The sequence below is a fragment of the Nostoc sp. DedQUE07 genome (genome assembly GCF_034530975.2).
In the GTDB taxonomy this organism is placed as follows: domain Bacteria; phylum Cyanobacteriota; class Cyanobacteriia; order Cyanobacteriales; family Nostocaceae; genus Nostoc.
This window is the reverse complement of sequence record NZ_JAVRCC020000023.1, coordinates 1-26,898: the sequence shown is the minus strand read 5'-3', so window position 1 is coordinate 26,898 and position 26,898 is coordinate 1. Positions and strand designations below refer to the sequence as shown.

General features: G+C 41.9%; 24 protein-coding genes. 19 read left to right on the top strand and 5 right to left on the bottom strand.

What is annotated here, in order from left to right:
• Nucleotides 1–113: 113 nt before the first annotated feature.
• The 4 genes from RMZ95_RS18265 to RMZ95_RS18250 all read left to right on the top strand — a co-directional run bounded on the left by RMZ95_RS18265 (nucleotide 114) and on the right by RMZ95_RS18250 (nucleotide 3,612).
• Nucleotides 114–938 (top strand): hypothetical protein, encoded by an 825-nt coding sequence (locus RMZ95_RS18265; RefSeq protein WP_409883002.1) that lies wholly within the window; start codon nucleotides 114–116, stop codon nucleotides 936–938.
• Nucleotides 911–1,669 (top strand): hypothetical protein, encoded by a 759-nt coding sequence (locus RMZ95_RS18260; protein WP_409883000.1) that lies wholly within the window; start codon nucleotides 911–913, stop codon nucleotides 1,667–1,669. Before RMZ95_RS18265 ends, RMZ95_RS18260 begins: the two co-directional genes overlap by 28 nt.
• The gene (locus RMZ95_RS18255; protein WP_409882998.1) at nucleotides 1,653–1,874 is read left to right on the top strand and encodes a hypothetical protein; all 222 of its coding nucleotides are present in this window, start codon (nucleotides 1,653–1,655) and stop codon (nucleotides 1,872–1,874) included. Before RMZ95_RS18260 ends, RMZ95_RS18255 begins: the two co-directional genes overlap by 17 nt.
• A 61-nt stretch (nucleotides 1,875–1,935) precedes the next feature.
• Nucleotides 1,936–3,612, top strand: coding sequence for a hypothetical protein (locus tag RMZ95_RS18250; protein ID WP_409882996.1), 1,677 nt, complete (start codon nucleotides 1,936–1,938; stop codon nucleotides 3,610–3,612).
• A gap of 104 nt (nucleotides 3,613–3,716) precedes the next feature.
• Here RMZ95_RS18250 and RMZ95_RS18245 read toward each other — a convergent pair whose 3' ends face one another.
• Nucleotides 3,717–4,436: a response regulator gene (locus tag RMZ95_RS18245; RefSeq protein WP_409883147.1), complete on the bottom strand. Its 720-nt coding sequence runs from the start codon at nucleotides 4,434–4,436 to the stop codon at nucleotides 3,717–3,719.
• Between the two features lie 740 nt (nucleotides 4,437–5,176).
• Here RMZ95_RS18245 and RMZ95_RS18240 point away from each other — a divergent pair.
• Nucleotides 5,177–6,319, top strand: coding sequence for an ATP-binding protein (locus RMZ95_RS18240; protein ID WP_409882994.1), 1,143 nt, complete (start codon nucleotides 5,177–5,179; stop codon nucleotides 6,317–6,319).
• A gap of 128 nt (nucleotides 6,320–6,447) precedes the next feature.
• Here RMZ95_RS18240 and RMZ95_RS18235 read toward each other — a convergent pair whose 3' ends face one another.
• The gene (locus tag RMZ95_RS18235; protein ID WP_409882992.1) at nucleotides 6,448–6,774 is read right to left on the bottom strand and encodes a hypothetical protein; all 327 of its coding nucleotides are present in this window, start codon (nucleotides 6,772–6,774) and stop codon (nucleotides 6,448–6,450) included.
• Between the two features lie 85 nt (nucleotides 6,775–6,859).
• The gene (locus RMZ95_RS18230) at nucleotides 6,860–6,991 is read right to left on the bottom strand and encodes a hypothetical protein (protein ID WP_409882990.1); all 132 of its coding nucleotides are present in this window, start codon (nucleotides 6,989–6,991) and stop codon (nucleotides 6,860–6,862) included.
• A gap of 35 nt (nucleotides 6,992–7,026) precedes the next feature.
• Between RMZ95_RS18230 and RMZ95_RS18225 the strand changes: the two genes are divergently transcribed.
• The 4 genes from RMZ95_RS18225 to RMZ95_RS18210 all read left to right on the top strand — a co-directional run bounded on the left by RMZ95_RS18225 (nucleotide 7,027) and on the right by RMZ95_RS18210 (nucleotide 12,023).
• Nucleotides 7,027–10,398 (top strand): hypothetical protein, encoded by a 3,372-nt coding sequence (locus RMZ95_RS18225; RefSeq protein ID WP_409882988.1) that lies wholly within the window; start codon nucleotides 7,027–7,029, stop codon nucleotides 10,396–10,398.
• Between the two features lie 463 nt (nucleotides 10,399–10,861).
• The gene (locus RMZ95_RS18220) at nucleotides 10,862–11,278 is read left to right on the top strand and encodes a hypothetical protein (protein ID WP_409882986.1); all 417 of its coding nucleotides are present in this window, start codon (nucleotides 10,862–10,864) and stop codon (nucleotides 11,276–11,278) included.
• Between the two features lie 33 nt (nucleotides 11,279–11,311).
• Complete coding sequence (locus tag RMZ95_RS18215; RefSeq protein ID WP_409882984.1) at nucleotides 11,312–11,590, top strand: hypothetical protein; 279 nt, start codon at nucleotides 11,312–11,314, stop codon at nucleotides 11,588–11,590.
• An 82-nt stretch (nucleotides 11,591–11,672) separates the two neighbouring features.
• Complete coding sequence (locus RMZ95_RS18210; RefSeq protein ID WP_409882982.1) at nucleotides 11,673–12,023, top strand: hypothetical protein; 351 nt, start codon at nucleotides 11,673–11,675, stop codon at nucleotides 12,021–12,023.
• A 2-nt stretch (nucleotides 12,024–12,025) separates the two neighbouring features.
• Here RMZ95_RS18210 and RMZ95_RS18205 read toward each other — a convergent pair whose 3' ends face one another.
• A complete protein-coding gene (locus tag RMZ95_RS18205) occupies nucleotides 12,026–12,352 on the bottom strand; it encodes a hypothetical protein (RefSeq protein ID WP_409882980.1) in 327 nt (108 codons plus the stop codon).
• A 345-nt stretch (nucleotides 12,353–12,697) separates the two neighbouring features.
• On the opposite strand from RMZ95_RS18205, the gene RMZ95_RS18200 reads away from it, so the two are divergent.
• The gene (locus RMZ95_RS18200) at nucleotides 12,698–13,177 is read left to right on the top strand and encodes a hypothetical protein (RefSeq protein ID WP_409882978.1); all 480 of its coding nucleotides are present in this window, start codon (nucleotides 12,698–12,700) and stop codon (nucleotides 13,175–13,177) included.
• Nucleotides 13,170–13,364 (top strand): hypothetical protein, encoded by a 195-nt coding sequence (locus RMZ95_RS18195; protein ID WP_199331162.1) that lies wholly within the window; start codon nucleotides 13,170–13,172, stop codon nucleotides 13,362–13,364. Before RMZ95_RS18200 ends, RMZ95_RS18195 begins: the two co-directional genes overlap by 8 nt.
• A 137-nt stretch (nucleotides 13,365–13,501) precedes the next feature.
• Here RMZ95_RS18195 and RMZ95_RS18190 read toward each other — a convergent pair whose 3' ends face one another.
• Nucleotides 13,502–14,380 (bottom strand): hypothetical protein, encoded by an 879-nt coding sequence (locus RMZ95_RS18190; RefSeq protein WP_409882976.1) that lies wholly within the window; start codon nucleotides 14,378–14,380, stop codon nucleotides 13,502–13,504.
• A 216-nt stretch (nucleotides 14,381–14,596) separates the two neighbouring features.
• Here RMZ95_RS18190 and RMZ95_RS18185 point away from each other — a divergent pair, with 216 nt between their 5' ends.
• The 8 genes from RMZ95_RS18185 to RMZ95_RS18150 all read left to right on the top strand — a co-directional run bounded on the left by RMZ95_RS18185 (nucleotide 14,597) and on the right by RMZ95_RS18150 (nucleotide 26,837).
• Complete coding sequence (locus RMZ95_RS18185) at nucleotides 14,597–16,621, top strand: hypothetical protein (protein WP_409882974.1); 2,025 nt, start codon at nucleotides 14,597–14,599, stop codon at nucleotides 16,619–16,621.
• Between the two features lie 22 nt (nucleotides 16,622–16,643).
• Nucleotides 16,644–17,276: a hypothetical protein gene (locus RMZ95_RS18180; RefSeq protein ID WP_409882972.1), complete on the top strand. Its 633-nt coding sequence runs from the start codon at nucleotides 16,644–16,646 to the stop codon at nucleotides 17,274–17,276.
• 87 nt (nucleotides 17,277–17,363) lie between these two features.
• Nucleotides 17,364–20,711: a hypothetical protein gene (locus RMZ95_RS18175; RefSeq protein WP_409882970.1), complete on the top strand. Its 3,348-nt coding sequence runs from the start codon at nucleotides 17,364–17,366 to the stop codon at nucleotides 20,709–20,711.
• 29 nt (nucleotides 20,712–20,740) lie between these two features.
• Nucleotides 20,741–21,559 (top strand): hypothetical protein, encoded by an 819-nt coding sequence (locus tag RMZ95_RS18170; protein WP_409882968.1) that lies wholly within the window; start codon nucleotides 20,741–20,743, stop codon nucleotides 21,557–21,559.
• 347 nt (nucleotides 21,560–21,906) lie between these two features.
• A complete protein-coding gene (locus RMZ95_RS18165) occupies nucleotides 21,907–23,025 on the top strand; it encodes a hypothetical protein (protein WP_162398245.1) in 1,119 nt (372 codons plus the stop codon).
• 454 nt (nucleotides 23,026–23,479) lie between these two features.
• Complete coding sequence (locus tag RMZ95_RS18160; protein ID WP_409882966.1) at nucleotides 23,480–24,211, top strand: hypothetical protein; 732 nt, start codon at nucleotides 23,480–23,482, stop codon at nucleotides 24,209–24,211.
• A gap of 17 nt (nucleotides 24,212–24,228) precedes the next feature.
• Entirely contained in the window at nucleotides 24,229–25,857 is a 1,629-nt protein-coding gene (locus tag RMZ95_RS18155; RefSeq protein ID WP_409882964.1) for a hypothetical protein, read from the top strand.
• Nucleotides 25,858–26,030: 173 nt separating this feature from the next.
• Nucleotides 26,031–26,837 (top strand): hypothetical protein, encoded by an 807-nt coding sequence (locus RMZ95_RS18150; RefSeq protein ID WP_409882962.1) that lies wholly within the window; start codon nucleotides 26,031–26,033, stop codon nucleotides 26,835–26,837.
• Nucleotides 26,838–26,898: the final 61 nt, after the last annotated feature.

Sequence of the window (26,898 nt, the reverse complement as noted above, 5' to 3'; positions counted from 1 at the left end):
AATGATTGCCCACATTACAGCAGTTAGCATTTCGATTGAAGTAGACCCCACACCCTACCTCTGTCTCTTTGTTATTCAATTCCGGCCCCCATAATAACGAGTTGCACTAAAATATGTCTCACCTCGTACCCCTCAGTATGGCAGAGGCAATCTATAGTCTTTGTCAGTGCCAACTTACCTTAGATGCCACAGAATCACTCGATTATCTGGAAACCCAACTCAACATTTACTCCTTACTAGCACTGTATCAGCACTACTTTCCCACCGAATGGAAAGCCAGCCAAGCCAATATTTACCCACCTACAGATGTAGATTGCCATAGTCCCAGAGAACTGGAATTCATTGTACTGATTTACACTCATCTGTTTCCGTTATCTCACTGGACTGTAGAAACAGCCTACGAACAAAGATTGCATAGCATTCCTATTACCCCAATGGGTATTGACTGGACAATGGATGGAGAAATTGAACATCTCAAAGATGGTTGGCAACTACTTTTACCCTTTAGCCATGACAGTCGCCGTTGGCTCGATGACATACACCCAGAAGGTAGCGACTGGTTTGATAGTGAATTTGCTATTTACGAAATTACCTACACTGCCATCGACCACCCAGACAAAATTGACCACAAAAAACTGAAACGGCAGTGTTATCACTTAGATAATCCTTTAAAGTTTCTGCCTTTAACTTTAAAGCTGCTAGACCATGAAACTAAAAACCTTTGGTTAGATGAGTACGCAGACGATTATTACTACCAACCTGACCGCACCTCTTTACCTTGGTCAAAAGCATCTATTGATTTGCTCACCAGAAAATGGCAGCAAGCAAACCGAATGCTGAACTGTGCAGCCAATTTAATTGATTGGCTAGAAGCAGACTTAAAACCTCATGCTCAAATCCTACTAAAACTATGGAAACAAGCATTGAAACCACGTTAATCGACGTTACATCGACACCAATTCTATCCAGCGAAATTCTACGAGCAATCCTGGCAGACCCTCCCCGAAAATCTCCAATAATTCAAGCAGAATTGCTGTTTTTGGATGGCATTTACATCTTCCACCACCGAGACAAAGAAATTGCCGATGCTCATATTTACAAATGTATCTCACCCGCAGCCCTGAGAACTGCTTTCAGCAATGAACCCATTGATACAGGTTGGATGGAACCAGGAATTGTGCGCTGGGGTACGGGCAGTACAGACACATATTTGGTAAAATTTATCCCATCAACCACTTATACAATTAACTGCGATGAACTTGGATCTTTAACCGTTCCACTACCTGCAATGGTGTTTGTGGGCAAGGGATTAAAGTATTGGGTTTGGGCAATTCAAGAACAGGAGTTTACTCCTCAAGCACCAGCCTTTCATGTGCCACTACCCAATGTCTACAGTTCTGGACAGGTTTGCTGGGGAGTGAACGAACCACCTGCTGCTAATGGTCTATCAATTAACCATGCTTGGAATTTGTTTATTTCCAGTATTTTCACTAACCATTTAACAATAAGTAAATCACAAAAATACCGCAAGGATGTTCGCCAGCAACTTCTAAAACTGCACAAAAGATGTAGACGCGCAACCTATCCTGTATCTGACTTTGTGCCTATCGGCAATCAAAAAAGTGTTGCTATGCTTGTACAGGAAATCCTCAATGAACTCATTGCTTGAAAGTATTATTGGTTACAAACTTGTCACAACTTCATCTCTACCAACACACACCAGCAGTGGACTAGAGTACCTTTATGCCGGAAATGGCATCTTTGCTAGAGCCATTCATCCTGGCATAGAGGTATTAATGCCTATTTACTTGTGTTCCCAAACTATAATTACGTTTTGTTACTTTAGCTGGGCTGGACTAGTCAAATATGCCTAAATTCGTTGGTATAGCACATCTCGATGACTCGAAGAAAATAAACTAAGGAAGGAGAAAAAACATGGGTATCTCAATTTCCACTGAAGTATTTGCTAATATCACTGGTTTCAAAGGTAGAGATATTCTTGTTTATAAAGATGCAAAAGCAGTAAGTGATATTACCGACCAAATTTTTTATCATACTCCCTTGTTTTTTCTAGTATCCGATGATACAGGAAACCCAACAGTGACAACTGACGACACTACAGTTGAAGTTCTTTTTCAATGTCGCACTCAAGAACTGCTTGATTTAATTTTAAATGAAATAAGAGAACGTAGCAAAAGTGTTGAACTCTCGGCTAATCAAATTAGTTTCGTACCTTTAATTGGTATAAAAATAATTCCTGAGTTTGAAGAAGCATCTCCTTATACTTATCCTAATACTGGATTAAGTTTCATTCCATTAAGCGAACAGCATGAGGCTAAGTTTAAGTTCTCTAATGTAGAAACTGCCAAGAAATTTGCTGACCGCGTTAAGAATAAAGATGAAGATTTTTATATTGAGCTAACTATTCCATCTGTAGGCGTAACAGAGGATAAGATTGAGATCAGTGCGGGTGATTTCAGAAAAGTAGATTGGAAAAACTTGGTTAATGACGAAAATGCAGATAAAAATATCGATAATGAGAATCAAGCTTTTACAATTGATCAGATATCAAATTCGTTTGACAGCATTTTAAGAAGTATAAAAATCACTATTGTATCTGATTCTGCAAAAGTAGGAGCCAAACAATTAACACTCAATGAAAAGAAAGAATTGCTTGATAGATTTATTCAGGATTTGACCAAAATTACAGCAGTAGATTTTCCGCCTTCTGATGCTAAAGATATATTCATTGACAAAGAATCATTTAAGCCTGATGTAATTACAAAAGAAAAATTGTCTACAAGTGAGGCTATGACTAGTGCTATTGAGAAAGTTATAGATACAGCAAAAGAGGATATTCAGGATGGCACAAAATGGAGTAATCGTGAATCGTTATTGAAGCAGTTAGACGAAGAGTACACGAATAATAAAGGTAGTGGCAGCCTTGCAACAAAGGTTAATGTTTTCGATATTTTCGGAGGTTCAACCAATGGCACAGCAAGCTTTGACTTCACTTCTGATTTAGTGAGGCAAATGGAGAAAGAATCAAAGCAAACAAATTTCGATCAATTCAGTACTTCAACAAAAGATAGAATGAAATCTGAACTCAAAGATTTACTTCAGAAGGAATCAAACTATGAGTGGGAATTTGAAGGAGAAAAAATTGTTCCAAAAAAAATTAAGTTAAGAAGGATTATTAGTGGTGAGTTCAAAGCCGATCATCAACTTCTTCAGATATACCGCAGCATTGAGCGTTCTGTTACTGAAATTGGATTTCCAACTAGTAGCAAGCTAAACTTAATTAGCTTACAACAATTATCTGACAAAGGAACACGTGCCTGCATAGCTATGGCTAATCGAATTGCCGAAGGATTGAGAGCACCTACGAATAATCGTGATGTAACTGCAACATATGACTCTGTTTCAAATCGTATCTTTGTTAAATTCGCTGATACAAGTAAGGGCGAAAAGGATCGTGAAATAGAGGAATCTGGTGCAGCCAAAACTGCTATGACAGAATCCCTAAAGCATTTTGGGGAGAGTTTTGTTTGTAATGCTGAGGTTTTCTATATCGGTGGTAACAACTCAGTACCGACTCAAATGCTTCCATAAATTTAAGTAATGGGGTGTGCCGAGTGCTATAGAACACGCACTCGCTCTTTGGAGAAAAACTTTTTGGTTTACTGGCACTGTACAGCTGCTTCTGTACAGTGACTTCAATTTAGCAAACCAGCCCGCAACGCTAATACAGCTGCTTGGGTGCGATCGCTTGCACAAAGCTTGTTCAAAACCCCACGCACATATACTTTTACACTTCCCAAGCTGAGATAGAGTTTCTGGGCAATCTCGTTATTGCTATAGCCTTGGACAATTAACTCCAAGACTTCCAGTTCCCGATTTGTCAATGGATCTGCTTGTAGAATGCTTGCTTGCTCTGGGTCAATTGCAGAGATTGTTACCGTTTGAGTAGCATTCGGTTTCACCGCAGCAGCCGCTCCTTGACGAGTATGCTTGAGAACGATACGAGCGATCCCTGGATCAATCCAAGACTGACCTTCATGGGTGATATGCAGCGCTTCCAACAACAACTCGAACTTAATTGTCTTCACACAGTAAGAGTCTGCCCCAGCTGCAAACGCTGCCAGTACCATCTGCTCTTTGGCAAACGAAGTAAGCATTATTACTTTAGTCTGTGCAGCAGTTTCCGACACCAGAGATTCCCGAAACTGCTGCACCAGCCATATTCCGTCTCTATCCGGCAAGCCAATATCAACGATCGCTATGTCTGGTTTTGTACTTTGGAGCAGTTTCAACCCATTGGAGGCTGTAGCTTCATCACCCACGACTTGAATACCTTCTTGCTCGTTGAGGGAACTACGCATTCCAATCCGCGTTAAGCTATGGTCTTCAATAATTGCTACTCGAATATCTACCATCATTTACCTCAGCAGCTTGGTAACTATACTTTTTTAACTGTCGAATATGGTTTCAAGGAAAGGATTACTCCATTGGACGAAAAATTTTAGCTATTTAGCCAAAATGTGGCTATTGAGATGCAAAGCGGCATTTCAATGTTATTAAACCTCATCCAGGTTGAAACCAGTAGTTTTTACAGTATTGGTTGAAAAGTTCATATATCAAGGGCTACATATCTCAACTGGCTGTTGAAAAAGCTCCAGTGTTCAAAATGGACATCGTTTAATCTGAAAATTCTCTGAAAAAATCTTCCTAAAGTATAAAAAAATATAAAAGCACTGAAGTTAAACTGAAACTAATACAGTTTATTCTGACTTGTGTCCACATCACACTTAGAGGAGGATGTAGCTTATTTCTAAGCGAGAACCTTGGCTCTTACACATAACATAGCCAGATTAACAATTCGTAATTACGTTATGCATGGAAATTTAGACCTCAATCATAAGGTTGTGACCTGTAGAGATGGGAGACTATAACCAGTTTCTTAATTACCAATTACGTAGCTTGCTACTCGTTAGAAGCGAGTATTACGAATTAGTAATTATATTGACCAATGCCTTGAATTTCAAAAAATTCTGATGAATGTTCATCGCCGTGTAGTGGTCAGCATGACGGTTGAAATTACACTTTTCCCAACGAAATTTAGCTTGACTACTCTATTTCTCTACTCGGAAGGGATTAGGTTTATTAAAGGCGTTTTATGAAGAACACTTTATCTTGGAATATAACTTCAGAAGAAAGAAACCAAAGAATTCTGCTAGTGGATGACTCAGCTGACAGCCTCCGCTTGCTGCAAGTCACTTTGAAGCTGAAGGGATACAACGTGATCATAGCCGACAGTGGTGCTGAAGCATTGCTAAAAATTGCTGAATCTCCTCCCGATTTGGTACTCCTAGATGTGGTGATGCCGGATATGGATGGCTACGAAGTGACTCGGCAAATTAAGCACAATTCAAACTTACCTTTTATCCCAATTTTGCTGGTGACAGGTTCTGAAAAATCAAGTGTTGTCAAAGGTTTAGATGCAGGTGCAGACGAATTTATTTGCAAGCCGGTAGATAAGAAGGAATTACTGGCCAGGGTGCGGGCTTTGCTGAGATTGAAACACAGTATGGACGAACAGCTGTTCCTTAGTCAGCGACGGGAAGATTTTGTGACCCGCCTCACTCACGATCTGCGAACTCCGTTGATAGCTGCTGACCAATTTCTAAAGTTGCTGCAAAGAGGTGTTTTTGGCAATACCTTATCAGCAATGCGTGAATCTTTAGAACAAATGGCTCAGAGTAACCAAACTTTGTTGTCAATGGTCGATACCTTGTTAGAAGTTTACCAGTATGAAGCTGGAGGCAAAACTTTGGATTTTTTTGTAGTTGACCTGTGGGAATTATGTCAGCAAGTAGTGCAAGAACTAATGCCTTTAGCTGATGTTAAACATTTAACTCTCAAAGCTGTCTTGACAAAGGATACTGAAGCTTTTTTAGTTAGGGTTAGAGGCGATCGCTTGGAACTACGCCGACTCCTCACTAACTTAGTTGGTAACGCCATTCGCTTCACCGATACTGGGTCAGTAGAAGTTCGCCTCAATTCCACTGTTCAAGGGGTAACGATTGAAGTAGAGGATACAGGTATTGGCATGAATCCAGAAGAACAATTACTCTTATTCGATCGCTTTCGACAGGGCAAGCATCAACGTCGGGGGAACGGTTTAGGATTATATTTGTCCCGTCAAATTGTTGAAGCCCATCAAGGGAATATCTCTGTTTCATCGACTGTAGGGGAAGGCAGTATCTTCACAGTTTATTTACCTGTACAAACAGCTTATTCAGAAATGTTATCAGCATAAAAAATTTTGAAAATCGAGCTTCACAATTCGCACCGAAATAACTTACCTATTTTATCAAAAAAATGATAATCAAGGTTTTCAGTTATTCAAAAAGGTAACTTATTAATGCGTGCATCTTAAGGGAAGTTTTACCAAGATTCATCTGGTTCAGGTGGACGCCAACCACGAGTAGTTGAACTTTCATCACCTAGTCGATCAATTGCTCCAGGATCGCTATTGAGGAATTCATCTAAATCTTCATATCCACTTGGATAATAAGAACCTGATGTAGAGTTGATAGGATTTTTCTTAATTATTATGCTTTCACCAGGTTTGAGATGAGCATATTCGGGGTAATGCTCATCTTGGGATATATCATGAGAAGGAGTGATCAACTCATCTCCTGGTGAATCTGGGTCATCGTCATAAAGCATTACTAATAAACCGTCTTCTAGCCGTTGAATTCTTTTATTCATAAAATCTAGTGGGAGCTTCAAAATTGTGTAGTTTAAGTAACACAGCGCAACAATGATAATACGATTAAAAGTACTGTTCAGCTATTTAACTTTCTTGGAAGTCTGCTAGCAGAGCTAATACCGTATAAAATACCGTCTGCCATGAAATCAGTAAATTATCCACTTGGATGATTTTATCGAGTGTAATTTCGTGCCAAGGTGGATATTGGAATTTCATGCTTGCTAGATAAGCTATCTAATAGATTATTGGTAATGGATTTAACCACTAGAGTCTTAGAAGGTTCTGGTTTGAGCATACCTATCTTTGATGGGTCGTATAACAATGGTAAGGGGAGATATTTATCTGAACCAGAAATCATTAAAAATTCTCTGCTCGAACAGATGTTTGAAGCAGAAGATTTACAATCTCTATTACTGGTTAAAATTGATAGTAAAAATCCAGATGCCAACCATTTAAGACAAAGAACCTTTCAGGATGGAATCCGACGCAAGTTAGCTTTCAGTTCTGGTAATAGTTATTACTTTGCTGATGGTTCACTGCATAAAAAAATTAGACGCTTATTCGCTACAGAACCGGATACTGCCTGTCGCTATGGTTCTTTGCTAGTTAGTAATTGCTATAAAGGCTCAGAAACTTTTACAGGGGTGCGAGTTAAAATTGTAGACTTTGAAGACCCACAGTATGCTCATTATAAAACAGGAGACTGTCACGGCAAGATTTCGCCCCAACTTGCCAAACAATTGGGAGGAGAAGGGAATTGTCCATTCCAATTTCGGTTTGCCTGGAGGAGTAATTGGGCTGAACCAGATAATTCTCAGTGCCCAAAAACCAGCTTCTTATCCAAAGGTACTTTCCTGCCCGATGCCAATTTGACTGATGCCAAAGGCTACGACATTATTATGGATCGTTCCTCAATTAAAGGCATTAAAAAGTCAGAACTCAAAAACTTAATACCCTGCGGTGACTATGAGTTTCCCCAAGCGGTAATCGGTAATCGAGGTAACGCCAAAGCGACCAGTTATGATAATAGTTGGCAGTTTACCATTTGGTACTCAGAAGAAGCAGTCAAACAAGATTTGAGCAAACCCACCGAAGAAAAAGCTAGAGAACTTGCCGAGTTGCAGCGCAATCCCTTGGTGTTGGCAAAATACATCATCCAACAATATGACAAACAACAGCGATCGCAGCAAGAGCAGTCAGAAGAAGCTTTTAACGAAATTGAGGGTAATGCTAACAATCAAGCGCAGGAATCTCGCTGGATTTCCCTATTACGCAGCGATAAATATGGTCAATTGATTGAAACTCCCAAATTCCGCAAGTTTGCCACCGATTACATAGCCAATCAATGGCGCGATTTAGCGATTAAGGGAGGATACAACCATAATTCAGGTATGGCAATGCCATGCGATCGCCTAACTCGTGGCACAATCTGTGTACCCCATCTACCGGAAGGAGATGTCATTCTCACCCGTTACCCCATTGTCAACTCAGACAACATCCGCCTCTACAGTAACATCCACGACCCAGAATTGAAGAAAACTCGCAACGTAGTTTGGATTCACCCCAAGGATGCCGAGGAATACCACCAAGCCGATTTTGACGGCGACCAATTAATGGTCAGCCCTGCTAGTAAACTGCCTAATATTGCTCAAGAAACTCTCCGTGCAGGTGAACCGGGACGATTTGAACCAGTTAAACAACGCCCTAAGCTGGCGTATACGGAAATTACAGATGAGGAAGGCAACTTAAAATACAAAAATTTAGCAGAGATTGCTGCTGCCAGCAGTCAAAATAAAGTTGGGCTAGTAGCAACAAACATAGGGCGTGTACAATCATCGATGCCCGAAGAAGGGGAGAATGTAGAGCGATTTGGCAGACGACAAAGGAAGCTACTAAATCGTCTATTTCAAGCACTTCAGGTTGAGGTAGATTCGCCCAAAAGTGCAGAAAGATTGGAAGATATCAAGGAAATAGGTGGGGAAAATTTACTCGCCGATGCCAAAAAATGGTCAGAGTCTCACCCCAGTTACTTCTTTGACTTTAAGAAAGATGAACGACTTTATCGCTCCTTTGCCATGCCTGCGGATGCTCCCGGCTCAATCAACGTCATTGCAAGAGTTGTTGTCAATCCTTTGTGGGAACCAACACGCATTCGCAGCAGAGATAGGCATGAGTTTCGCTACCTGTTTCCCAAAGAGACGCTATCTGTAGATGCCTTGGAATGGGCAGAAGAACTGAAAACAAGGTTTCAGCAAGCTAGAGACGAAATTAAGGAACGGGTGGGAGATGACAGGGAAGCCTTTAATGAGGAACTAGGAAAGCTCTACGAAAGCTATCGGGCGGAAATTGATGAATTATTCACCACTTCGGAGGAACGATTTGTAAGTCGTGCGGACAGGCTCAGTCAATGCGTAGCGTCTCGCAGAGAAGGCGCGGCGGCACTGTGGAATACACAACACACCCGTCCAGAATTAGATCGGCATCGCAAAGACTGTTTAAAGCTGGCAGAACAGATGGAAATTACGTTTTCGTTGGAGCATGATTATGAACTGCCAAGCGTTGCATTACCACAGGATATTTATGTTTTGAGTGTTCCTTTTAGTGCAGGTGCTATTAAATGGAAAGAATCTTTAGAACAAAAGGGAATTAAATTTGATGCCACGATTCATCCTCAATTACCTCTGATTGAATTTGCTTTGAAAGACTTATCACCCAAAGTAGTTGATAAATTAGCAGCTAAATTTGGCGAAAACATTAACGATTTAGATGAACTTAACATTCCCAAGGATTTGAGAATTATCCCACCGGCAGATCATAGTTGGGCAACATCACGTCAGGATTCAGGTGTTGGTGCTTTGGCATATAACCTGTTTACAGAGGAAGTATGTCAACAGCTTCAGGATTTTCAGTTTGATGAAATTAAAGTGTTAGGTATCAAATACAATCACTTCGCCAATGAAAACTTTGCTAGTAAGCAATGGAAAAAGCACAGCGTTACTCTGGAAGTAGGAGTTTTTGAGTTACCCGAATCACACCCAGAGCATTATCGTTACAACGGTACACCAATATTACAGATTGATGGCAAAAATTTAGGCACTTTTGCTCCCGACAGTCCGAAACTGCCGATTGGTGCCACATTTGCAGCTACTTTGCAGCCAGATGGCTCTAGTATTATCCTCAAGGTTAATCCTGAGTCAATCAATCTGCCAGAAGTTCCATTACCGGAATCAGAACCAAAGTTAGATACTGCTGGGCAATTCCGAGCCATTCACCGTGAACTCTGGCGTAAAGAAATGTTTGATAATTTGGTAGGGGCGATCGCTACTACCTACGAACAGCGACAAGCCAATCAATCTGCAAGTAATGAAATTGAGCAGTTTAAGATAGGTAGCCATTGGACTGCTTATGTGCAACCCAGTGGTGATTTCATTGTGCGAAATGAAGGTAAACGGACGATTTGTCGAGGTAATCTCCAGACGCGTGAGGAGATATTTCCACTTTCAGAAGAACGTGCCAGTGAGCTAGAAGCGATGATTTTAGAGAGAGAACGATTACTTCATATAAAACATGATTTATCACATAATGGACACCATATTAGCAGTCAGGATATAGAGTTGAACTAAAGTGGTAAAGGAAATTATTTCAATGCGTAAAATAGTATAGGCGCTTTTATAAGTTTACGATTACCTTTGAAACTCCAATAAGACTTTTTCTTAAAAATTATTGATTTTAGAGTAGCTTTAATTTGATATATTAAAGATATTTTCAAACAGAAGTAAAGACCATAAAAATGGTGTATCAAATAAAGGATATTTGCAGATGTGGCTTAGGTATGGTGTTGCTCAAGATGAAACCTTAGTCTCAATTGAAGATGTTAGCCTGGGAAAACTCAGCTAAGATGTTTTTAATGTGGTCATGAGTTGACAGCAAAGAAGAGCTATGAATTTATCAAACTTATCATTAGAATTGGAGTTGGCTATTTGCATGATTGCAGCGCCAGCCTATGCATAAATAACAGAAACTTTTTATCAATTGTATCAGTTTTTCAATAATGTTTGCATCGGTATTCAAAGAAATTATTAATTAATGAGTTTATCTACTTTACCTATAGAATTTGAATTAGCCGCCGCCAAAATATTATCTGCTCATTATCCAAACTCTCGCTTTAAATTAACAGCAGAAATTGAAAAAGGTTTTATAACAATTGATTTTCAAGGCTACTTTACCGAAAATTTTAATCCGAAAAATCGTCCTTATTCTAATCCTATTAGTGAAGTTTATCGAAATAATAAGGTTGATTTTCGGCTATTTTGGTCTGGTGAACATCTAGCGTTATCGGGATGGTGGAGAACTGCAATTCTATCGCTTGAGTACACTCCCATACGGCAAGAGTGGTTGAATGAAGATGGGGAGGAAATTTCTCGTCCCTATCCAGACGGTGATAAGTTTGAGGCGATTGCTAATTCTTTGTACCCAATCTTACAACAGTATTTTCCTATTTGAAGATTACGTTTAAAAAGAAGAGCGGAGTTAAAAATGATAGTTGCTAAAATAAATCAGCTAATAATCTCTTCCAAAATAAAAATTTACTTCTCTCTTGAAGAGCTAATTCACTTAATAGAAATGCGGATAGTGGAATTAGATGAAAATCTAGAATTAACCACTGAAGATATTTTTGAGATTGTGTGCCTAGAATATCACCTAAATGCTGATTTTATAGAACAAGAGCTAAGTTGTAAATGTCCATTTGCATTAATTGGCTTTTTAAGTGAGTTAGAAAAGACAGAAATTTCTGATTATTTAACACTTAATTAATCTAATACCTCTTTTATAAAGTAAAATAAAGAATAAGCTTTTGACCACCGACAGAGACACTTAATAACTATTAATTTTGACCATGAACCGCTCGGAAATAGCTCGGGAGATTGTTAAAGAATGTGGTATTGAGCTAACCGAAAAACAAGAACAGTATGTTATTGCCTATCCCTTTTCGCCTGATGTCTTCCCCGTTGCCATAGGTGACGATGGAGGCATTGTTTTTTATGAATGTGAAGTGCCAATTACTAGAGAAGGTGATTTAATTCAAGTCGGTCATCGATACGATACTACTGATGAAGATAATATGTTAGTTAAATCAATGGAATTAAAGAGGTATACAGCCTCTTTTAGATGGTATATAACTGTAGTTGATTCTGATGATTATGAGTGGCCGATGTTAGTTTGGGAATTTAAACGTATTTCCTTTTAATCTTAGGATTCTTTTTCCCCGATAGCCTTAACTAACATACAAACTTCTTTATGTCCTTGTACTGCTTGCTCCCAAGTTGAATATCTTCTGAATTGACCATTGTGTTCACCTCCAAAAACCATAGTTTCAAAAAGCTGTAGCTTTTGATTAGGGAAATTGGAATAATCCTTTCCTAAAAAGATTGTAGAGACTTTTCCCCAAGAAAAAATACTTAAATCTACTTGTAGATTATTATCATCTTTCCGCCACTTAGACCACTGCTCAAGAGTTGTTGGAGCAATAGGCTGTTGATTTTCATCTAGTATATAAAGACCATCTAGCATATCCATATAATTTCTTCCCATAGCTAATAAACTTAAGAAACACAGCTACTTTACCGAAAGCTTTGATCCTAAAAACAGTCTTTATTCTAATCCTATCAATGAAATGTATCAAAATCAGAAGATTGATTTTCGGTTATTTTGGAGGAGGGAACATCTAGCGTTATCGATCTGGTGGAGAAATGCAATTCTATCAAAACAGTTTAATTTGCACTTCATGATAGCTTCGCCATCTCTAACCCAAGAAGGATAATTGAGACGAGCGATGCCTACGGCAGGCTGCGCCTACGGAGAGGGACAAAAAGTAAGCAGTTTGTTCTATTATTGGGTAGACAAGTCTAGTCAAGTCTAGTCATGAGCCGACCACAATTAAACATCAAATTTGATGGAGAGGGCGAGAAAGAACTACTTGAGGCTGTAAAAGCACGAGCGCAGGATGAGCGTATTTCTCTTAAAGAATTTGTGTTGGATGCGTTGAAAAATCGTCTAACAGTTCCTTTGCTTGTTCAATCTACCCAAGCTAAACCAACTATTAGCAAGGTAGAGGTGGATGAGTTGAAACGGCGTATAGCTAATAATCAGATAGGCTTAATGGGGGAAATTAGGAAGGACAGAGATCAGATTGCAACTCTTGCAGCAGCGATCGCTCTGATTGAATCGCGTCTGGATGTTCTTGACCCTCCTACTTTAGCAGTAGGTGAAGATAGTCAGGCTAGACAGTCTAGACATGGATGCGAAGAAGACTGTGAACCAGGAAACAGAGCTTGGGATACCTGGGGAAGTGATGCCATTGAGTTCTTAGATACAGTCAGATGGGGTGATGCTGATGGGTGAAATTAACGATTTGCGATTTACTGCTACACCAGAAGACTTGGCCAGATGGGAGTGGTTTTTTAAGGAAATGGAGAAACGCGGACTGATAACCATTTTTGAAAAATCTAACCAGTATGCAAATCGTGGCGACTCGAAGCTAAAGCGGCAATATTTCAAAGTCAAATTAAATGTAGACAATTCTGAGTAGTACTTGTGTAGGCGTAGCCCGCACTTCTCTTCTTAGGCTGCTCCAACGAAAAAGGCATCGCTTTTCTTAGTGTGCGCGTTTCCATATTGTTCTAGTAAAGTTTACTAGAACAATATGGGTTGGAGTTGGGTTTATGTTTATTCCTTGCTCTCATCGTCGAAACTCCATAACAGCACTTCAATTTCTCGCTGCAATGCCTCAATACGCCTACGGGTTGCTAACCCTTGTATTGCTACGTTGTATGCCAAGGTGTCAGGCTTCCCTAGATGCATGGTTTTAACCTTGCCGCTTTTCTGGTAGTCCTTGCCCTGGCTTAACCAGAACGCTTTTTGCTTGTCGTTCATCTTTGCCGGGAAGACTGGGTAATGACTCCACAATTTCCAGTATTCATAGCAGCCGTAGAGTTTTTTCACTTTGTAAGTGCTGAGGTAGCAACCAGCTGGGGGTACAAATCCACTGCTCTCTAGTTCTCGTACCTCAGCCCGCAGCTGGTCAAGTCGTTGGCGGCGCTCCTGAGACTTGACCTTTCTAAATTCTTCTGCCTTATTTCTAATCTCGTTTCTGTAAGCAGCAGCAATATTTTCAGGCGCAGGCGTGGGCATCACAGCATCTCTGTACATAGCCCAAATTTCCAAGTTCACCTTTTGGAAATCATGCCACCCGTCGATAGTTAAATCTTGAATCAGCTGTAGTTTGTAGCGCCAGTCATTAAGTGTTGGTTCCCAATACTCAATCATGGCTTGTTTTATACCTTCCAAGTTTTCAGGCTCATCTACTAACAACCAAGCGATCCGAACATCGGACATCGCCGCGAGATGACTGTATTGACTATTGGCAATCCACTTTTGATTTAGATTGAGTGTGGAATCTATATACAGTATTTTGTTGTCTGCCTCTATGCAGAAGTAGACTGCTGGCACTGCTGGAAGTGTCGCCCGATTTCCTAATGAGACAGATGGTAGTGAGAGAGGATCAATCCCACCTGGGGGTGGTAATGGTTGTGTTGTACTGTTCATTTCACAGTTGGTAGTAGGCTAAATTGTTCTAGTAAAGTTTACTAGAACATTATAGGATAGGCGCAAATTTCTTAATCCTTAAGAGGATATTTGTTCATAAAACTGCTAACTGTCAACATTAGCCAACTGGACAATTTATAAATCGCCATTTGGTCTAGCTGTTTTTAAATCAAGTCTTGTTAGGTTAACTGCTAAGGCAATCAGCTTTGAGTACCTATGGCTACCAAAACACTGACCAAACCTAAGCAAAGACAAAATTCTCAAAATCGCTCATGGGAAAACCTGACAGATCGCCGCAAACTCCGCCATATTGAAAACACATTGGATAAAGCGATCGCATCCTCAATTCAGGATGATTCTATCCAGTCCCACGAAGACTTTAAAGCCTATGTAGAAAATTACAGCCAGGAATCGGGTAAAGCCCCCATCACAGTAGAACTCTGTGTAGGAGGTGGGGATGATGACGAGATTAGAGGCTATCGCTTCTACCTCACTAATGATCCCAACCACAGAACCAGTGGCAAATACCTGATTAAAAACCTCGAAGGAATTACCAGCAAAGATGAAAACTACTTCACCCCTTCTAACATTGCTGAAATTTGCGGTTTTGCTGAAACAGAACTAGACGACCTCGATGATGAATTAGAAGATGACCTGCTCGATTTAGATGAAGAAAATGAAGAAATAGATGATACAAACGACGAACTAGACGACCTATTAAATGACGATTTCAACACTAAACTTGACGACCTAGATGACTTAGGTGAAGAAAACGAGCCATCTGTTAGTCGTGTTAGCGCAGCCCAAACTAAAACTCAAGCCAAAACTTCAACTAAAACCCAAAGTAATTCTCAGCCTAAAACACAACCTAAAACTCAGGACAGAGCTAAGACCAATAAAACTGCTGCCAAAAACTCCAAATCCAGAGAGCCTCTAGACGAAGCTTCGCGTTTAAGTGCCACAGCTGCCACCAATGGACGAGAAGTGAATGGGGTGAATTTGGCAGGCTTAACAGGACAACTGGCATCTCTGGGAATTGCGGTAGGACAAGGTGTTTTGGAACAGCTGGCAGCCGAGGCTGATTCCAAGCGGCTTGAACGAATTCTCAAAGAACTGCAACAGCAGAATGACCGCGTAGATAACATAGCCAGTCGCTTGCAAGAAACAAAGCCGGACTCACCAGAGTCTCAAAAGTCTCAAGATTTTCAAACTGTATCTGAAGAATCAACCGCAGACAATCCACTGGCTGTAGCTGCTACCAAAATCGGCTCGAAAGTAGATAATCTTGGTGACAAACTAGACCCCAAATACCAATCTCTACCATTTGAATTAAATAAGGATGCCAGCGTCAGCGAACAGCTTGACCAAATTGAAGCCTACCTGAAAGTTCTTTCCAAGCGACTTGACCGTTTAGAAATGGTAGTTAGCCGATTGGAAAAACAGATGGCAGCACCACAGAATAATTCTACTGCTGTCGAGTCAGAAACTGATGCAGATATTGTCCAACCTAACTCTGCTAACCAGCAACCAGCAAACGTTGACATTTTAGAACATTTGACGAAACGCCAAGCACAGCAACAACAAGCTGCTTGTGCCGATGCTTTAGTGGGGTTTGCCAAAGTAGCTGGTGAGTTATTTGACCAATCACCCCAAGCAGGTATCGCCATTTCCAGTAACAAAACTTTATGGGTAGAACCACAGGACAAGCAGGTAGCCATCGCTTTAGAGAATACCCAAGGTGAAACACTCTTTGCTGGTACTCGCACTCAGGGACAGTGGGCGATCGCACAAGACAATCTTAGCCCTGATGAAAAGACGGGCATCTGCAAACTGCCACAGTCGAAAGAAGAATACGCCCTTAAAGCCAGCACTCAAGCATTAATTCAAAAATTTCAAGAACAACTACCTAACCGATTTAACAGCAACGATGAACCGACATTCACCTGGACTGAAAAGGGCAAAGTCAAGTACGAGTTTGAAGTAGTAAAACTGCCCAATGATACACGGCTACTTCAAGGATTTAACCCTAATCGTAACGATGAACAAGTGCTTGATGCCGTTTTAGTACCAGGGCAGCCTCCGGAGATTTTGCAGTGTAGCATCCCCCTGCGTGAGATAGAAACGCTACTGGACAATCAGCAATCAACTCGCTCTACCCAAGCTCAGACTGATAAAGATACTGCAAGGCAACGCCAGAAACAAACTCAAAGAAAAGCCAGCAAACCAGAAATGCAAGTTTAATTCTACAAACGAGAAGAGAAAAATGAACAATACAAAATCTCACATTTCTCAGTTAAAACTGCTGCCATCTCGGAAATTTTCAACCAACTTGATAAACCTGAAAATCAACCGCACAGACTTACTTTTCATTTTACTATGTCTTGCAATTGGAATTTATTTGTTAGCTACCAAACCCATATTCGTCACTATTTTGGGATGTGCCACCATTGTTTTCTTGAGTATTGGGTACGTAATTCGCACAGTACCAATTCTAGAAAAGTATTTAGGTAGAAAAATTCGTTTTTGGCATATTGTTGCCGCCATTATCACTGTTACCGCTTTACTCGATACTTTTACAACTCCAGCCCAAGCTATTTTCTTAAGCGGGTTGGAAAGCTTCTTCAACAATTTAGCCCAACAAAGTTCCCAAGCCGGAGGCGGTTCCACTAGTACTTTGGATGCCAACGTTGTTGGTTTGACATTTAACCTCATCCGAGGTGCATTCTTGCTGCTGGTTGCTGCGGCTTCTCTATTTGCCTATAACCAAGCACAGCAAGGTAACGACTGGCGGCCGATTGTTACTCAAGTTGGTCTAGCGTTCTCCATCGTAATTGCCATTGATGTCATCACTTTCATATTTGTCGGTAATGGCACAGGAACAACAGCCATCAGGTAAACCCAACTTGAATTTTATAGCAATTAAATAAGAATTCAGAAGTCAGAAAACATTCGTCAGAATGCAGCACCAAAGAATTACAAAAATATGGCACAAGACAATCAAGAATTCATCAAAGTCAATCGGATTCTAGGCAAACAAGCCAGCATTGGGCCAATTCCGGCTGAACAGCTACTTCCTTGGATTGCCATCATTGTAGTTTGCTATGTTCTCACTAATGGTTTACTCAGTTTGGGTATGGGTTGGTTCTTTGCCACCTCGTTCTGGCTAATTATCAGTTGGTGGATTCTCACAGGCAAACAGCCCCATCAGTTTTTAGATCGATGGCGTAATCCACCGGGAACAGAGTGGTGCAATAGTAACAGCATTTACATCTCACCGATTCCCGAATATCGACCCTGGTGGGTGCGTCGGCGGTACGCAGACTCGCAAGTACAAATCCGATTCAAGCCACTGATTGTACCGAATCAATATGGAGGCAAAAGTAAGCTCATGCCCTTCCAAAATGAGGTAAACATCTGCTGTATTGCAGAAATTAAGAAGGATGATCGTGAAGTGGCTGCCCTGTTATTAGATAAAGGCAACTCTCAGTATCAACTCGTGTTTGGGTTTCGTATTGCTGGACTGCATGACATACTGCATGAAAATGAGGTCAGCGAATTTGCCCACTCTATCGAAGAGGGTTTGAAAGAACTACCTCCCGGTGAAAAAATTACTTTTTGTACAGGCTGTTATAGTGATAATACTGAGTCATATCCCCTACAAACAGGCTCTACCAAGGGAGTACCTCATAAATTCCAAACCCCACTTACTGCCTTAGCAGACGATTGCCACTTGAAACCAGTTTCTGTGCTGCTTCGCAACGAGCAATTGCGGGTGGAACAACTCAAGGAAGCAGGTTCTCGCCAAATCTGGAATCAAATTGCCTTCTGTACTTGGACGAGCGATGATGAAGCTGGTTCACAGCAAAAGGATTTTGTGGGTGGACTGATTGAAAAATGTAGAAAATTCGGCTCTTGGGCAGTTGAACTGATTACAGGGAACAAACGCATTTACCAAGAGGAGTTTTTCAAAAAGCTTTTACTGCAAGGGTTTCAGCAAGGATTCATTCAGTGGGAATTGCTGCTCAATACTAAAATTGGCTTAGAAGTAACACCTTGCAATGCTACAGATTTGTGGCAGTGGCTTTGGAATCGATTTAATGAGGGTGCAGCACCTCCTATTCCCCAAGTCATTACACTGAAGGAGACTGAGACGGGACTGGAGTTAACAGAAACCCTAACCACCGATAAACACATTTCTACATTACTGATTGAAGGACAACAGGGACGCTCTGCCTGTCCCGAACATCGGGGAGATAATGACCGAGTTTACCTGACAGGTAAAAGTAAGGTTTGTGGAGTCATGGTTGTAACAGATCCCCCCGTCGGTTGGTCTAATGCCCAAGAGCAGCTAAAGTGGGTCTGGAAAATCCTTGCTTCCAGCTATGTTCACGATACAGAAGCTTGGATTGAAATCAGCCGCAGCAATGACTTCTTAATCCAAGACAACCTGGCGCGTCAGGCAAAACAATCCAAAACAGCCCGCACTTTAGCCATAACCAAAGGACAAGGACGGGACGTTGGAGCGGAAATCAAACAGGAGGAATCCTTTGAAGCCCAACGACGACTCTATGAAGGGACGAAAGCGTTGCACTGTGCGCCTGTATTTCTAGTTTATCGTCACAGTGCCCAAGAGTTAACCCACGCTTGTAACTTGTTAGCTAACAGTTTTGAGACTGCCAAAGTCATTCGAGAGCGTAATATTGCTTGGGAAATTTGGCTGCAAACCCTGCCGATTACCTGCAAATGGTTGCTGCATGGAGGTAATCTCAGCGAACGCAGAATAACTTTAGATACCCATACTGTAGCTGGGATTATGCCCCTAACTGTCCCCAAGGACATCGATAAACAAGGTGTGGAATTCCTTACCAGTCGTGGTGGCAAGCCTATTTATGTTGACTTATTTCACCAGCAGATTGGACGCGCGCTAATTACAGGTACTTCCGGCTCAGGAAAGAGCGTTTTGGGATGGCGCTTTGCTTTAGAGGCATTAGCGAACAATATTCCCGTTGTTGGTATGGATATCTCTGCCAGTGGTAATAGCACTTTCAAAATGGCAATTGAGCTTTTGGGCGAACAAGGAGCATATTACGATATTTCCAGTGGCAGCAGTAACCTACTGGAACCGCCAGATTTGCGACGCTTCGACAAGTCAGAACGGGAACGGCGCATGGAATCTTGGAAGGACTTTATTCGCAAAGCATTAACTGCGATCGCAATGGGTAAAGTCACAAACCCCCATTTAGCTCAACGGGTTGATGCTTTACTGGTGAAAGCTTTGGATGTATTTTTAAAAGACGCAGAAATTATTACTCGCTACAATCGAGCCTTTGATATGGGCTGGCTTTCACCAGAATGGCAGCAGATACCCACGCTACCAGATTTCGTCAAGTTCTGCACTAGAGAACGTCTCAATCTGAGATCCTTTGAAGAGATTGACCGACAGGCACTTAACCAAATCCAAAATCAGGTTAGCGCTTTACTGGCATCTAGGTTGGGAAAAGCGATCGCTCGTCCCAGCACTTTTTCCCCATTACCGGCGATTAAATTCTTTGCTCTCAGTGGATTGAGTAACGAACAGGATGCTTACTTGATGGCAATTAACGCCCATAGTGCCTGTATCCGTAATGCCCTATCCTATCCTAAGAGTTTGTTTATTGGCGATGAGCTTTCCGTATTGTTACGTAAAGATGGCTTTGCCCAGATTATAGGCGAAACCTGTGCCACGGGAAGGAAAGAAGGCATTGCTGTTCTGCTGATGTCCCAAGACCCGGATACCATTTGCGAGTGTTCGACAGGCGCTCAAATTATGCAGAACATGACCTACCGGATTACCGGACGTATTACCAGTAGCGGTATTGCTTCTTTCCAACAGTATCTGGGCTATCCCGTCAATATTATCAGTCAGAATGCGACTGAAGCATTTTTGCCCCGTACCAGCGACCTTTATTCCTGCTGGCTAGTAGAAACAGGTGGTAGATTCTGGCGTACCCGCTTTTACCCAGGGGAAATGATGCTGGCCAGTGTTGCCAATAACCAGGATGAACGGGAAGCACGAGAACGGGTGATGGCTCAGTATCCAAATACCGCTAAAGGCAACCTGTTAGGACTGAGAGCGTTTACCGATGCTTACATTCCTGCTTTGAAGGAAAACAGAGGCTTTAAGCATATTGGTCAAGAGATACATCAAACCACAGCATTGCGCGATTGGCTACGCCCAGCCGTAAGTCCTGCGGACAGGCCCCACCAAAGCGGAGCATCTCTGCTAGGAGAAAGCGATCGCCCAGAGAATAACGATGGCCAACAGGCTCAAGAACGCCTGATTGCAAGTTGATATATCTAAAAACTTAAGGAGCGTGAGTCATGAAATCTAAACTTACCTTTATCAGATTGATGGCACTAATTCTAATTTTTGAACTTGGTTCTATCGCCAGTCCAGCCCTTGCTCGCACTCAAGACAACGGTCGAGATCCGGTAGCTGCTGCTGTTAGTAACAAAACTACTGGTAGTAGTATTTTCACCTCAGACACAACATCTCAAATCAATGATTTTGTGGGAGATGTCAAAAATTTCGCTCAAAATGACCTATTTAATCCTCTTGGCAATTTGCTCAATTCTGCCTTGGGTGCAATTCAAATTCCAGATTTAAACAAAGTTTTGGCAGGAATCATGAACGGTTCTGCCAACAACGATCCTGGAGCGGTGCTGTCTGAAACTTTGGAGAACAAAACCAATGGTCAAAGCTCTTATGGTATCCGTGAAGACCTTGGTAAATATGCTACTAGAACAGTTGCCACAGAGATCGCTAATCAGGCTACTTTGAGCCAAACAGCCCAAAGTCAGATGGCTCAAATTAAGCAAGCTACTCAACAAGATACTCAAGAAAGCGTCAGCTTAGGTGAGGAATCCCAAAGTTTAGATGTCACCCAACAGATTTTGCAAAACCTATCCCAACAGACTGCCCTTAGCAGTCGCGTCAACGAGCGGATGCTTATTGAAGCCCAGCAAGCACGCATTGACAGGGCATTGAGTAACACCTTAACCGCTCAAACAGCTAAGGAACTTTCGGCCATCAATACAGCCGATCGCCGTAAAAGTGTTGCCGCAGGCAATGCTGCCACTCAACAGGCGGGGTTATTGATCATGCCTGGTGGCATTACCCTTGGTTCTGACAAGCAGTAGCTAGCAATTGGAATCTTAGAGCTAGTACGGTTTAGAGCTAGTACGGTAAGGCGGAAGTCAAAAGTTTGATTAATCAACCTTTTTAGCTATTTTGTAGCAAGTTTTAAGAGTAGGGATATGGTTCGTTTATTTATGCCGTGCTGTACTAGCTCTAAGTAATTAATTAGACATTGTAAATCAATTACAACTTACGCAAAACCTTTCATTTCTTCGTGTCTTCCCTTCTCTACGAGAGGCTACGCCCTAAGCGGAGCTATGCCGCAGGCTTTATGGGACGATCCGCAAACTTATTCTTTATCCGTAAGTCCTGTCAATTTTAGCTGCGATCGCTAACGCTTTCGACACTCATGATCCACATTATTGCTCAATCATTTCCAGTAACAGGCGGAGAATCCGATGCCTTAGAAATTATCTCCAGTTCTTTAGAACTTTCTCGCGCCACAGTTGAGTCGTGGAATACTGTCTGGCTAGTTACTTTAGATCCGCTCGGTTCGGCATTATGGATTGGCTTGATTAAATTGGGCATCACCTTGGGAGCCGCCAGCATATTATTTGTGGCGCTAACCACTGGTAAGGAAATCATTGAAAAGCAATCATGGTCAGAACTGGCATCAATCTTTGTTTGGCCCTTCGTGATTATGATTTTCTTGGGGGCCAACGGCAATATGCTGGCGAAGACAATTACTGTTATCCGAGGCTTCGCTTACAACCAAGTGCAAAGCGTTCTTCAGCTTCAAGTTGGTGAACTAACATTTCGAGATGCTATTACCAATGTGGCAATTAGCAGTATCGCTAGACAACAGCTAGAAAACCTCTATAGCGAATGTCAAGGAAAAGTCGGTACAGAGTTAGTTGAATGCTGGAACTCAAAGCAAGCCCAGGCACAGGCAATTGTTACCAAAGCTGAAGAGCAAGCTAAATCTCCACTCCAACCACTACGAGATTTTGCTAGTTTTCTCTGGAATAGAACTTTACCTGGTCAAATCGGTACTGCTGTTCAGTTTGCCAACGATCCAGGTAGTGTGTTTCGAGATACTGCCATCCCCATTATTCGCTTTATCCTCTATGCCCTGCAATGGGGCTTTGTAAACATCTTGGAAGCTGCTCTGTTGCTAACGGCATTATTTGCACCGATCGCAGTTGGTTTATCTTTGCTGCCATTACAAGGTCGTCCTATTTGGGCATGGCTAACAGGGTTTATTTCCTTGTTTGGCGTTCAACTTGGTTACAACATTTTAGTAGGTTTAGCAGCCGTCGTCCTGGTGAAGTCGGGTGCTGAATTAGCATCTGATGTAGCATTTTTATGTTTCCTGAGCATCTTTGCACCAGTTTTGGCGGTATTGATAGCTGGAGGTGGGGGAATGGCAATCTATAACGGCATTTCTGCCAATGTCAAAGGTTTAATCGATATTTTTAGCAGTGCCATTGGAACTGCTACCAGTATTGCTCTACTCCGTAGGGGGTAATACCAATTTTGGATTTTAGATTTTGGATTTTGCGGAAAGTCTGTAGCAAGATCCCGCAGGGTGCGCCGACTTCCGCCTCTCCGTTAGCGCAGCGTAAAGCCTGCGGCATAACTAACTTCTCTACGAGATGCTAGCTTGCTTCCCCGCAGGGGTACCTTAAAGCGACGGAGGAGCGTCACTTTTCAAGACAGTCAATCACGGGAAAATCCCACAATCAATGGATGAAAATCCTTATTCCCCTATTCCCTATTTTCAAGCTAAACGGTCATGTGATGAATCACACAACGATGGCATGAAAATTAACCTACCCTCGTTCCTAGTTCCCAGTCCCCAGTCCCCAATCCCTAGTCCCTATTTTCAAGACAGGCATCATAACTTTCCAAGATGGATTAAAAACCTTTAACACAAGGCTGTTCGGTGGATTTTCAAACAATACTACTTGTGCCAATTTGGTATGACTCTGCAAATTAAACGACTTCAAGCTCCATTGCTTCCAGAAGCCAAAAACCTCCTAGCTGTTTGCTTTATCTGCCTAACTGCATTTAACGGTCTGATATTTTTGTTGACTCTATTCACCGCTTTCAGGGTCAATAAAATCGCCGATCGCAAGACGACCTTTGCCCAGTTGGTAAATGGTGAGACAATCTACATTTCTGAGCAAGACCGCAACTGGCGTTATCCAGCTGTAATTCAAAAAGTAGTTAGTGACTGGACAACCCTAACATTTAACTGGGATGACAAACTCACTGGCACTAATCAACCAGACCAAGGCATTCAAGTTGGTAGAAATGGGCGGATTCCCACAAATACTTGGTTTGCTTCCCTGCTACTAGAACCGGAATTTGCCAAAGCTTCTCTACCGAAGATAGCCGAATTAGTTCCTACCACCTTCTTTTCAGGTCAACTGCGTAGCACCACTATTATTTCCTATCTGTCAGAACCAAGAGCAGTACGACCTGGGGAATGGGAAATAGACATGATTGCTACCCGCATCTTAGTTGACCGCACTACTGGTAGAGATGAGCGTATTCCTTTTAACCGCACATTTACCGTCCAAGCAGTGGAGATTCCCCGATCTCCTTTAGGTAAAGATGCCCCTCTGGTAGAACAGAAAATTTATGAAGTGCGATCGTCTGGACTGCAAATTACCAAGATGGTTGAGTTCAATTCTCAGCAACGACGCTAAAGGAAAAGGGTAGAATTATGACCAATTCAAATCAAAACCATGAATTTGACTACCTAAACGAGAACTCTGCTGATTCTTCGCCGGGATTCAACAGTATTAACGGCAATCATCGCTCTAACCAAGCCACTTTGGTTGCTGATGATGATATCAGCCCTGAAGAGGAGCAGTTGTTGGCAGGTTATAACCCTACCGCAAGTCACCTCATTTCCGAAGAATATCGCTTGAAACAAGATGCAGAAGGAGCGGTAGAGCGACCGTTAGCAGAAAAACCTAGTGTGCGACTAGGTTCGGTAGTTGGCTTAGTCGGAATCGTTATTGGCTCTGTAGCACTGATCTGGTTTGGATTTCTCCAACCTAAACCTCCTGTCAAACAAGTAGTGCAAACTCCTGCTCCATCTCCAACAGGCGAACCAGTTTTGGATGAATCTGCCGAACTTAAAAGTAGATTAGCGTTTCAAGACCAACGGCAACAACTCAAAGTGGAACCTGTTGCTGCTAAGTCCCCAAGTCCAACCTTACAAAATAAACCCAAACCAACGCCATCTCGTCAGACTTTTTCACCGCGCACAACTCCTGCATCACGCATAACACCAATAACTCCTGTCAGAATTTCTCAACCTGCGCCACCAGTAGTGCGGTATATTTCTCCAAATCCTGTAAGTTATCAACCTTCACCACGAATACGACAGCCTGAAAGTAATGTCGATCCTTTCCAGCAGTGGAGCCAACTAGCTAGCCTGGGACAGTCGCAAATCGGTAACTCTAAAGCAGCTGAAACTCAGTCAGAAGTTGCTGTTAACACTCAAACTCCAACAGGCTTGAAACCAACAGCTAGGCCATCCATTTCCACTCCCGAAGACCCTGGTATTCAAACAGTTTTAATTGGCTCCAAAAGCACTGACAGTAAAACTGATAACTTGACTCCAGGAATGGTAGGTATTCTCAATCGCACCCCTGTAGCTCCAGCCGATCTTAATGTAAATGAAACTAAAGAGGTAGCACTAGGTACATCTGCCCCTGGTAGAATTGTTATGCCAATGATTTGGGATCAGGGAGGGAATAATCCCAGCGATCGCTTTGCTATCGAGTTAACCAAACCTCTCACAGCTACAGATGGCACGGTGGCACTCCCGGCTGGTACTGTTTTAGTAACGAAAACAGTGGCAGTAGGTAAAAAGAATAACTTGGTATCTGCTAGTGCGATCGCGCTGATTTACCCTGACTCCCAAGGCACAGTTAAACAGGAAACCATTCCGGCTGAGACTTTGTTAATTCGTGGTCGAGGACAGCAACCATTAATTGCTAAAAAGCTGAATGATGTGGGGACAGATATTGCCCAACAAGATTTGTTAGTTGGATTACTCAGTAGTTTGAGTAAAGTGGGAAGCATAGTGAATCAGCCCCGTACTCAATCTAGCACTGTTGTTTCTAGTGGCACTTTTAACCAAAGTACTATTACTAGTAACTCTAATCCTCAGATTTGGGCGGCGGCGCTGGAAGGCTTTTTTAGTCCAGTCAGTGAACGTCTATCTAGACGCTCTGACCAAGCAGTACAGGAATTATTACAACGTCCAAATATCCAGTTTTTACCTGAAGGTACAGAAGTCTCAGTTGTCGTCAATAGTTTTTTGAAAGTTGAACGATGATACCAATTTTGTATAGGTAGCCAGAAATTTAAAATTCAAACAGATTGAAGTCAAGTTATCTACAGCATCCTGGCTATTGAATAGATACAAACTGAACGTTCTACAACTTAATCTTTGAGATTACTGGAACAGCCTATAAGTCAAAACTTCTAGTCCAAAATTCTTTCATTGGTATGAAACAATTTGCCACTCTTGTTATTGCTAGCACCACAATACTATTTGGGGTGACGATACCTTTTGTACAGGCACAAGCACAAACTCCTGCATATCGCTTGATTGAACGGGATACAGCTGCAAGCAGCAGGATTCAGGTTCAAGTTACTCCAGGACGTGCTACGCCCATTAGCTTCACTCAAACCGACGAGGCGATCGCCTATATTTTGGTAGCAGACCCTTCACGACTGATCTACACCACAGATACAGATTTAAAAAGCGGACGCGCTACAACGATTTTTCTGAGGCCAATCCAACCGCTAAAGTTTCCAGGGGCTACTACTACTGCTATTACTAACTTACTTGTCCAAACTGTAGACAAAACGGGACAAAAACGACTCTACAACTTCGATATCGTTCCAGTGCGTAGAAACACTGGGTATGTTGGTATTCAGATTGCAAATGCGTTCGTCATACCCCTACAGGGAAGCAAGCTACGCGCAGCGTCTCCGATAGGCTTCGGCACTGCACGTAAACGCCGAACAGCTTCTGAAAGTAGCGCAATCGCTGGACAGCAGACACTATTAATAGATAAAAATCGCAGAGCTAGAGTAGATGATATTGAAACCGGGCTGAGAATTGCTATAAATCGGGGTTACACCAACAAAAGCGATCCAGTTGTTCCTAAAGTGCAGCAAGTTTTAGACCTATTGCGAAATAGCAAAGTAACAATCCCAGAAGCAGCTAAATCTGTTGGTGTTCCAGTTGAGGTTATTTCTGAATTAGGAAGAATCGCCTTAAATGACCGCTTATATCATGTCCGGTAAATCACTTACGATTAAGCTCCGATGTTAATCCACCAATGAAAACTAGTTAACCCTTGAATTA

Excerpts from the sequence above, each read along its gene's own strand:
- RMZ95_RS18160 (WP_409882966.1), top strand. The coding sequence starts at position 23,480 with ATGACTCTGCAAATTAAACGACTTCAAGCTCCATTGCTTCCAGAAGCC.
- RMZ95_RS18230 (WP_409882990.1), bottom strand. The coding sequence starts at position 6,991 with ATGAAATTCCAATATCCACCTTGGCACGAAATTACACTCGATAAAATC.
- RMZ95_RS18220 (WP_409882986.1), top strand. The coding sequence starts at position 10,862 with ATGAGTTTATCTACTTTACCTATAGAATTTGAATTAGCCGCCGCCAAA.
- RMZ95_RS18155 (WP_409882964.1), top strand. The coding sequence starts at position 24,229 with ATGACCAATTCAAATCAAAACCATGAATTTGACTACCTAAACGAGAAC.
- RMZ95_RS18195 (WP_199331162.1), top strand. The coding sequence starts at position 13,170 with ATGGGTGAAATTAACGATTTGCGATTTACTGCTACACCAGAAGACTTG.
- RMZ95_RS18170 (WP_409882968.1), top strand. The coding sequence starts at position 20,741 with ATGAAATCTAAACTTACCTTTATCAGATTGATGGCACTAATTCTAATT.
- RMZ95_RS18235 (WP_409882992.1), bottom strand. The coding sequence starts at position 6,774 with ATGAATAAAAGAATTCAACGGCTAGAAGACGGTTTATTAGTAATGCTT.
- RMZ95_RS18190 (WP_409882976.1), bottom strand. The coding sequence starts at position 14,380 with ATGAACAGTACAACACAACCATTACCACCCCCAGGTGGGATTGATCCT.
- RMZ95_RS18250 (WP_409882996.1), top strand. The coding sequence starts at position 1,936 with ATGGGTATCTCAATTTCCACTGAAGTATTTGCTAATATCACTGGTTTC.
- RMZ95_RS18150 (WP_409882962.1), top strand. The coding sequence starts at position 26,031 with ATGAAACAATTTGCCACTCTTGTTATTGCTAGCACCACAATACTATTT.
- RMZ95_RS18255 (WP_409882998.1), top strand. The coding sequence starts at position 1,653 with ATGAACTCATTGCTTGAAAGTATTATTGGTTACAAACTTGTCACAACT.
- RMZ95_RS18205 (WP_409882980.1), bottom strand. The coding sequence starts at position 12,352 with ATGGATATGCTAGATGGTCTTTATATACTAGATGAAAATCAACAGCCT.
- RMZ95_RS18225 (WP_409882988.1), top strand. The coding sequence starts at position 7,027 with ATGGATTTAACCACTAGAGTCTTAGAAGGTTCTGGTTTGAGCATACCT.
- RMZ95_RS18165 (WP_162398245.1), top strand. The coding sequence starts at position 21,907 with ATGATCCACATTATTGCTCAATCATTTCCAGTAACAGGCGGAGAATCC.
- RMZ95_RS18215 (WP_409882984.1), top strand. The coding sequence starts at position 11,312 with ATGATAGTTGCTAAAATAAATCAGCTAATAATCTCTTCCAAAATAAAA.
- RMZ95_RS18180 (WP_409882972.1), top strand. The coding sequence starts at position 16,644 with ATGAACAATACAAAATCTCACATTTCTCAGTTAAAACTGCTGCCATCT.
- RMZ95_RS18260 (WP_409883000.1), top strand. The coding sequence starts at position 911 with ATGGAAACAAGCATTGAAACCACGTTAATCGACGTTACATCGACACCA.
- RMZ95_RS18245 (WP_409883147.1), bottom strand. The coding sequence starts at position 4,436 with ATGGTAGATATTCGAGTAGCAATTATTGAAGACCATAGCTTAACGCGG.
- RMZ95_RS18200 (WP_409882978.1), top strand. The coding sequence starts at position 12,698 with ATGAGCCGACCACAATTAAACATCAAATTTGATGGAGAGGGCGAGAAA.
- RMZ95_RS18265 (WP_409883002.1), top strand. The coding sequence starts at position 114 with ATGTCTCACCTCGTACCCCTCAGTATGGCAGAGGCAATCTATAGTCTT.
- RMZ95_RS18175 (WP_409882970.1), top strand. The coding sequence starts at position 17,364 with ATGGCACAAGACAATCAAGAATTCATCAAAGTCAATCGGATTCTAGGC.
- RMZ95_RS18210 (WP_409882982.1), top strand. The coding sequence starts at position 11,673 with ATGAACCGCTCGGAAATAGCTCGGGAGATTGTTAAAGAATGTGGTATT.
- RMZ95_RS18240 (WP_409882994.1), top strand. The coding sequence starts at position 5,177 with ATGAAGAACACTTTATCTTGGAATATAACTTCAGAAGAAAGAAACCAA.
- RMZ95_RS18185 (WP_409882974.1), top strand. The coding sequence starts at position 14,597 with ATGGCTACCAAAACACTGACCAAACCTAAGCAAAGACAAAATTCTCAA.